The sequence below is a fragment of the Exiguobacterium sp. s36 genome (genome assembly GCF_018618345.1).
Classification (GTDB): domain Bacteria; phylum Bacillota; class Bacilli; order Exiguobacteriales; family Exiguobacteriaceae; genus Exiguobacterium; species Exiguobacterium chiriqhucha.
The window spans coordinates 12,509-19,406 of record NZ_JACSLW010000014.1; the positions used below are offsets into that span (position 1 = coordinate 12,509).

The following is a 6,898-nucleotide window of genomic DNA, read 5'->3' on the forward strand; positions in this document are numbered from 1 at the left end:
CTCCACTTTCTTTTTTTTACACTTTTTTAAGCCTGGAGTTGTACCCAAGCCCGGCTGAAGGGGACGGACTCGAAATCCGTTAGGAGTCGTAAGGCTCGCGTGGGTTCGAATCCCACCAACTCCGCTTGTTTTGGCATCTGCATGGGCAGATGCGTTTTTTTATGGTCGTAGACTCCGGTCTGCGGCTTTTTTGTTTGTGGCAATCCGACGAAATCTGGCTAAGCCGCGCGTAAACCGGGAATCTACATAGAGTAGACTATAGTGGCGCGTAAGGAAGGAGATGAGCGTCATGGATTGGATTGAGATGTATATCGATGAGGTCGTGCGACACGTTCCACCGAAGTGGCGCGAGGAAGCTGCTGCCTCGGTTCGGCAATCGATTGAGGCGGCACTGCCCGACCAACCGTCTGAGGCAGACGTAAAACGGGTGTTAGCAGAGATTGGGCATCCGGCCGTCGTGGCCGCGCGTTATAAGGAAGGCCAGTATGTCATCGGCCCACGTTTTTTCCCCGTGTATGTGACTGTCGTCAAGCTTGTCGTTCCCATCGTCTTAGCTGTCGTTTTCTTCGGGCTTGTATTTGCTAGCATGCCGACGTTCTCAGGGCCGCTTATGCCGACAGTCGGCACATTTTTGACGAACATGTTCGATGCGTTATGGGATGTCGGGATTCAGCTCGTGTTTTGGATTACGCTTGTCTTCTTTTTGATTGAGCGCTATGCACCCGATGATGTACCGGCGCCAGATATGAAATGGGATGTGTCCAAGCTGAAAGAACAGGTGAAGGGCGGTCGAATCAGTAAATTTGACGCAGGGTTCGGGTTGTTTTGGACAGCCGTGTGGTTTGGCGTGTATATTAATGCCGAACAGTTACTAGGGATTTATGAATCTACGAACGCGGGATTCAGGATGATCACTCCCATCTTCAATCAAACGTTCCTAATGGATGTGATTTGGTTTTTTGTGATCGTCATCTTGCTTCAAGTCGTGCTCGGGGTATGGAAATGGATGAAAGGACATTGGACGTATGCGCTCGCTTCGTTTAATTTGATCTACAATATTGCCTCGGCAACGTTCATCATCTGGATGGCCAGTTCCCCACAGTTACTCAATCCACGATTTTTGAACTGGCTGGAGACGAACGTTCCGAACGGCATGCTCTCGTTCGATTGGGTATTTGGATTGGTCGTCGCCATCACGGTTTTGGCGGCCGTGTTTGATTCCATCGACGGTTTCCGAAAAGCTCGGAAGACGCCGACGTACCGGAAACCTCATATCGCCCACACATAAAAAGAAGGTGCACCGCTCAAGTGAGCAGTGCACCTTCTTTACTTATCTGACTTTCGCTTCGCGAGCGATCGTCAATTGTTTCTCGATTTTTTCAAGGATGAGTTCGACCGAGTTTGGGTCGTTAATCAAGTCATACTCTTCGATTGAGAGACGAAGTACCGGGCAAAGATTGAAGTTGTTGATCCACTCCGTATAGCGCGCGTACATTTCTTCCCAATACGTAATTGGTGTTTGTTGCTCCATCTCACGTCCGCGCATTTGAATGCGGTCGAGCACTTGCTCGAACGAACCTTCGAGATAGATGAGCAAGTCAGGATGCGGGAAGAACGGTGTCAGCACCATCGCTTCAAACAAACTCGAGTATGTCTCGTAGTCAGTTGGAGACATCGTCCCTTTTTCGTAGTGCATTTTGGCGAAGATCCCTGTATCTTCATAGATCGAACGGTCTTGGATGAAGCCGCCGCCGTATTGGAAAATCTTCTTCTGTTCTTTGAAGCGTTCAGCCAAGAAATAGATTTGAAGGTGGAAGCTCCAACGCTCGAAGTCATGATAGAATTTATCGAGATAAGGGTTCGTATCTACTTTCTCAAGTGAAGTTCGGAAGTTGAGGGCATCGGCAAGTGAGTTCGTGATTGTCGATTTACCGATTCCGACCATTCCACCGATCGTGATGATCGTGTCATTCGGAATGTTGTATTTTTCATTCAGCGTCATTTGATTTGTGCTCCTTTAGTCAATTCTAATTCACGTTCGATCGTTGTGAGGACGTGCGTCAAATCGTCCGGGTTTTGGACGAAGTCGAGTTCATCTCCACTGAACGAAAGAATCGTCACTTCGGGGTGTGTCGCGCGGTATGATTCGATGAACGTTTCATAATCGCGGGCGAGCTGTTCGAGGTAGTCGCGAGACATATTCTCTTCTACTTCACGTCCACGCAAGGCGACACGTTTCATTAACGTCTCGATGCTGGCGTGTAAGTAGATGACGACATCAGGCTTTGGCATATCGTGTGTCAAAATCTTATAGATTTGCTCATATTTGTTCAAATGAGCTGGTCTCAGGGAACGGTGGGCAAAAATCAAGTTTTTGAAAATATGATAGTCCGAAACGACGGATTGCTGTTGACTCAAGTGGTGTTTGTGGATATCGTCTAATTGCTTGAAGCGATTACAAAGGAAAAACATTTCCGTCTGAAAGCTCCATTCGTCGATATCTTCGTAAAACTTGCCGAGAAACGGATTCTCTTCTACAATTTCATTCAGCATCTGCATTGAAAAGTGCTGACTGATGATATGGGCCAGTGACGTTTTCCCGACACCAATCGGTCCCTCTACCGTTATAAACATATGATGTCATCCTCCATTATCCAAAGTGCAAGTTCCATTCTAGCATACAATGAAGTGGATAGGGCGAGCGAAATGATTTTCATTTTTTTTCATAATAAGTAATCAGAAACGGAGTGTGTATATGGAACGAGATGAACGATTTATGAGGCTCGCCATAGAAGAAGCAAAGAAGGCGGAAGCAATCGGCGAAGTCCCGATCGGATGCGTCATCGTTAAAGGTGATGAAGTGATTGCCGCGGGTCATAATCGCCGAGAAACGGACTTATTGGCAGCGGCCCATGCCGAAATGATTGCGATTGAACAGGCGAACCAGGCGCTCAGCAATTGGCGTTTGGAGGATTGCGAACTGTTCGTCACGTTAGAGCCGTGCCCGATGTGTGCGGGGGCCATCGTGCTGTCTCGCGTGAAGCGTGTCATCTTTGGTGCCCATGATCCGAAGGGAGGGTGTTGCGGTACGCTCATGAACCTCGTTCAAGACGAACGCTTCAACCACCAAGCCGAAGTGACACAAAATGTTTTAGCAGAAGAGTGTGGGGAGTTGCTAACGATTTTCTTCCGAAACCTTAGAGAAAGGAAGAAGCAGGCGCGGCTTGAACAGAGAGGTTGCAACCCATCTGATTAAACAGTATAATGTAATAGCACTCAACGTAGTGCCTAACTTCATTTACCCATTTGCCGTGCTAGGCGGGGAGGTAGCGGTGCCCTGTAACTCGCAATCCGCTATAGCGAGACTGAATCCCGATTCGAGGGAGTGCATTGGTGTGGCCTGTCCTCGTGTAAGTGGCGTTGACGTCTGAGTCCTGCGCAACGGTCACCCATGAACCAGGTCAGGTCCGGAAGGAAGCAGCCTTAAGTGGTGACGTACCGTGTGCCGCAGGGGTGCTTGGGCCGAGCAAACTGCATGAGTAACGCACATTGACGTGCTTTCAGAAATCGGTGCGCGGCAGATTTATTTAATAACTTCAATCTACGGCCCCAGGGTTGTAGATTTTTTTGTATGATGAAATAGAGAATGTAAGGAAGAAAGGAGGCGGGGACATGGCGTATCAAGCGTTGTATCGGGTTTATCGTCCGCAGTCGTTCCAAGAGGTTGTCGGTCAAATTCATATCACACGTACGATTCAAAATGCGTTGCTTGAGGAACGAATGTCACATGCCTATTTGTTCTCGGGTCCACGAGGGACCGGGAAGACAAGTTTGGCGAAAATTATCGCGAAAGCTATCAACTGCGAGACAGCACCCACACGAGAACCGTGTAACACATGCCCGACTTGTATCGCAATCACGGAAGGGACGAGCCCGGACGTGTTTGAAATCGATGCGGCTTCAAATAATGGGGTCGACGAGATTCGAGAAATTCGGGATAAAGTCAAATATCCGCCTTCTCAAGCGCGCTTCAAAGTATATATCATTGATGAAGTGCACATGCTTTCGACTGGGGCGTTCAACGCCTTATTGAAAACGCTGGAAGAACCACCGGCGCATGCCATCTTTATTTTGGCGACGACAGAACCACATAAAATTCCGGCAACTATCATCTCACGTTGCCAGCGCTTTGATGTGAAACGGCATGAAGTCGGTCAATTGCAAACACGTATGGCATATATCTTGAACGATCAAGATTATGACTATGATCCAGAGGCGCTCAAGCTGATTGCTCGTGCTGCCGATGGTGGGATGCGCGATGCGCTCAGCCTACTCGATCAAGCGCTCGCTTTTAGCGATGGCCGTTTGACCGAAGACGCTGTTCTAGAAGTGACCGGCGCGGTAACGGATGATGCTCTACTTGATATGGCTTATGGCTTACAACAGAAGCAACTCGATCAAATTTTGAGTACGTTGGAAACGATGCTTCGTGAAGGTAAGGATTTGAAGCGATTCATTGAAGATCTCGTATTCGTTCATCGTGATGCTTTACTATTAAAGGCTTCACCTCAAGCCGTCGATTTACTCGAACGCGCCCGTCCGACAGAGACGTTCCGACAATTTGTTGAAGCGACGTCGACGGACGAGTTGTTCCAAGTGATTGAAGAGTTGAATGACTGTCAGCAACAGATGCGATTATCAAACCATCCGAAAGTCTTAGTTGAGTTAACGTTTATTCGGATTGCTGAACAAGGACGGACGATGACAGAACAGATGAAACAACTTCAAGAGCAGGTCCGTGAACTGAGTCGCGAGTTGAATGAAGTCAAGAAAACGGGTGTCCCTGCAGCGGAAGCAACAGCGGAGAAACCGAAAGTTGCCAAGCGAACTCAAATTCGAGTCCCGAAAGAACGCATTCGTCAATTATTGCAACGAGCGGAACGCCAACACTTAAACGCAATCCGTGATAGTTGGGAAGACATCATGGGGAACATTCGCACGCAAGATGGTCCGATTTTTGCACTGTTCTATGAGAGTGAGGCTGTGCTTTGTGCTAGTGACACCTTACTGGTACAATTTAAAGATGGGATGACGTGGCATTACGAGCAGGTTAGCTCGAACGGTCGCACGCGAGACGTGATTGAACAAGCCTTATTCGAAGTGACGGGGATTCGTCGAGAAATCATGGCTGTACTCGAGACCGATTGGGTTGAGTTGAAGAATGAGTTCATCCTTCGTAAACAAGCTGAACGTTCGGATCATAAGGAAGAGGAAGTGGAGGAAGAAGATCCACTTGTCTCAAAGGCCCTCGAACGTTTCGGTGACGTCGTTGAAATTGAAGAAGTTTAAAAGGAGGCGCTCTACATGCGTGGAATGGGAAACATGAACAACATGATGAAGCAAATGCAGAAAATGCAGAAAGATATGGCGAAAGCTCAAGAAGAATTGAAAGACTTAACGGTCGAAGGTACAGCAGGCGGCGGCATGGTTAAAGTAGTCGTTAGCGGACATAAAGAAGTGCTTGATGTCATTATTGCTGAAGATGCTGTGGATCCAGACGACGTCGAAATGTTGCAAGACCTTGTGTTGGCAGCGGTCAACGACGGGATGAAACAAGCTGACCAACTAGTTAATGAAAAAATGGGACGTTTTACGCAAGGGATGAACCTTCCAGGTTTTTAAGTGAAGAAAGGAAAGATGCGAGTTGCAATACCCTGAAGCGATCGGACGTTTGATTGAAAGCTTTACAAAATTGCCGGGCATTGGTCCGAAAACTGCTATCCGTCTAGCGTTCCACGTACTTGATATGGAAGAAGACGATGTATTGACGTTCGCTAAGGCGCTTGTCAGTGCTAAGCGTGATATTAAATATTGTACGGTGTGTGGACACATTACAGATGTTGATCCATGTGCAATTTGTAGAGATTCGCATCGTGATGAGACGGTAGTCTGTGTCGTTCAAGATTCTAGAGATGTGATTGCGATGGAGAAGATGCGAGAGTACCGCGGGAAGTATCATGTCTTGCATGGAGCGATTAGTCCGATGGAAGGAATTGGTCCTGAAGACATTAACGTCTCGAGTTTGTTAACACGTCTCCAAGAAAATGAAGCGATTAGTGAAGTCATTTTGGCAACTAACCCGAACATTGAAGGGGAAGCGACTTCGATGTATCTATCTCGACTTTTAAAACCGACTGGTATCCGTGTAACACGTCTTGCTCACGGGTTGCCCGTGGGTGGCGATTTGGAATACGCAGATGAAGTGACATTATCTAGAGCGATGGAAGGTCGACGGGAACTATGAAGTGGTTTCGTAAACCTTTACGCTATGGTTACGATCAAAGGTTTTTGTCGGAGTTGTTAGATGCTAAGGCGAAGTACGAATCGAAACGTCACATTCTTGAAGTGAGCATCGAAGATACCGGTGAGTTAGCAGCCCAAGTAAAACAAGCGGAAGCCCTATACTTCTTTTATTTGAAAGAAGCGAAGCGACGCAATGTTTCACTGTCTAACTTAAGGTCGTGAGGCGAGATATTCCATCTCGCCTTTTTCTATGCTGAATCACTCTAGCAAATACATCGAGCATTTTTTCTCTATATAATGAAGGAACTAGAATTATATGAAGAGATTTGAAGCGATAGACAATTGAAATGAAAAATAATTTAAAGTTTTTCTAAAAAAGCTATTGTGTATTTAAAGTTTTATTGATATATTAATAGACGTCGCCGAGAGCGGTTTTAAAAATCGAAAAAAGATATTGACTTCTAGTTGATAGCTTGTTAAGATATTTAAGTCGCCAAGAACGACAGACGAACTTTGAAAACTGAACGATGAGGCAAAAAAAGTTTTACAATTTTTGAATGAAGCGCAAGCTTCGTCATTTTTAAAGAGCTATATC

General features: G+C 46.7%; 8 protein-coding genes, 1 tRNA gene and 1 other RNA gene. 8 read left to right on the forward strand and 2 right to left on the reverse strand.

Features of this window, described 5'->3' with window-relative positions; genetic code table 11:
* The first annotated feature begins 34 nt into the window (after window positions 1-34).
* Together KNP95_RS15635 and KNP95_RS15640 are read left to right on the forward strand one after the other, a co-directional pair.
* Window positions 35-124: transfer RNA gene (locus KNP95_RS15635), tRNA-Ser, on the forward strand.
* Window positions 125-289: 165 nt separating this feature from the next.
* The gene (locus KNP95_RS15640; protein WP_214838295.1) at window positions 290-1,288 is read left to right on the forward strand and encodes a hypothetical protein; all 999 of its coding nucleotides are present in this window, start codon (window positions 290-292) and stop codon (window positions 1,286-1,288) included.
* A 42-nt stretch (window positions 1,289-1,330) separates the two neighbouring features.
* Here the strand turns inward: KNP95_RS15640 and KNP95_RS15645 are convergent, their stop codons facing one another.
* Both KNP95_RS15645 and KNP95_RS15650 read right to left on the reverse strand, forming a co-directional pair.
* Complete coding sequence (locus KNP95_RS15645; RefSeq protein ID WP_021065290.1) at window positions 1,331-2,002, reverse strand: deoxynucleoside kinase; 672 nt, start codon at window positions 2,000-2,002, stop codon at window positions 1,331-1,333.
* Window positions 1,999-2,634: a deoxynucleoside kinase gene (locus KNP95_RS15650; protein WP_021065289.1), complete on the reverse strand. Its 636-nt coding sequence runs from the start codon at window positions 2,632-2,634 to the stop codon at window positions 1,999-2,001. The genes KNP95_RS15645 and KNP95_RS15650 overlap by 4 nt, the downstream gene beginning before the upstream one ends.
* A gap of 121 nt (window positions 2,635-2,755) precedes the next feature.
* Between KNP95_RS15650 and tadA the strand changes: the two genes are divergently transcribed.
* The 6 genes from tadA (at window position 2,756) to KNP95_RS15680 (ending at window position 6,525) form a co-directional block, all read left to right on the forward strand.
* Entirely contained in the window at window positions 2,756-3,256 is a 501-nt protein-coding gene (gene tadA, locus KNP95_RS15655) for a tRNA adenosine(34) deaminase TadA (protein ID WP_058765163.1), read from the forward strand.
* A gap of 53 nt (window positions 3,257-3,309) precedes the next feature.
* Window positions 3,310-3,578, forward strand: an RNA gene (gene ffs / locus KNP95_RS15660) — signal recognition particle sRNA large type.
* Window positions 3,579-3,672: 94 nt separating this feature from the next.
* Window positions 3,673-5,349, forward strand: coding sequence for a DNA polymerase III subunit gamma/tau (gene dnaX, locus KNP95_RS15665; protein ID WP_021065287.1), 1,677 nt, complete (start codon window positions 3,673-3,675; stop codon window positions 5,347-5,349).
* 15 nt (window positions 5,350-5,364) lie between these two features.
* On the forward strand, window positions 5,365-5,682 hold the full coding sequence (locus KNP95_RS15670) for a YbaB/EbfC family nucleoid-associated protein (protein ID WP_214838298.1): 318 nt from the start codon (window positions 5,365-5,367) through the stop codon (window positions 5,680-5,682).
* 22 nt (window positions 5,683-5,704) lie between these two features.
* The gene (recR, locus tag KNP95_RS15675) at window positions 5,705-6,304 is read left to right on the forward strand and encodes a recombination mediator RecR (RefSeq protein WP_029596455.1); all 600 of its coding nucleotides are present in this window, start codon (window positions 5,705-5,707) and stop codon (window positions 6,302-6,304) included.
* Complete coding sequence (locus tag KNP95_RS15680) at window positions 6,301-6,525, forward strand: YaaL family protein (RefSeq protein WP_021065284.1); 225 nt, start codon at window positions 6,301-6,303, stop codon at window positions 6,523-6,525. The genes recR and KNP95_RS15680 overlap by 4 nt, the downstream gene beginning before the upstream one ends.
* Window positions 6,526-6,898: the final 373 nt, after the last annotated feature.

Excerpts from the sequence above, each read along its gene's own strand:
- tadA (WP_058765163.1), top strand. The coding sequence starts at position 2,756 with ATGGAACGAGATGAACGATTTATGAGGCTCGCCATAGAAGAAGCAAAG.
- KNP95_RS15645 (WP_021065290.1), bottom strand. The coding sequence starts at position 2,002 with ATGACGCTGAATGAAAAATACAACATTCCGAATGACACGATCATCACG.
- KNP95_RS15670 (WP_214838298.1), top strand. The coding sequence starts at position 5,365 with ATGCGTGGAATGGGAAACATGAACAACATGATGAAGCAAATGCAGAAA.
- KNP95_RS15640 (WP_214838295.1), top strand. The coding sequence starts at position 290 with ATGGATTGGATTGAGATGTATATCGATGAGGTCGTGCGACACGTTCCA.
- dnaX (WP_021065287.1), top strand. The coding sequence starts at position 3,673 with ATGGCGTATCAAGCGTTGTATCGGGTTTATCGTCCGCAGTCGTTCCAA.
- KNP95_RS15680 (WP_021065284.1), top strand. The coding sequence starts at position 6,301 with ATGAAGTGGTTTCGTAAACCTTTACGCTATGGTTACGATCAAAGGTTT.
- KNP95_RS15650 (WP_021065289.1), bottom strand. The coding sequence starts at position 2,634 with ATGTTTATAACGGTAGAGGGACCGATTGGTGTCGGGAAAACGTCACTG.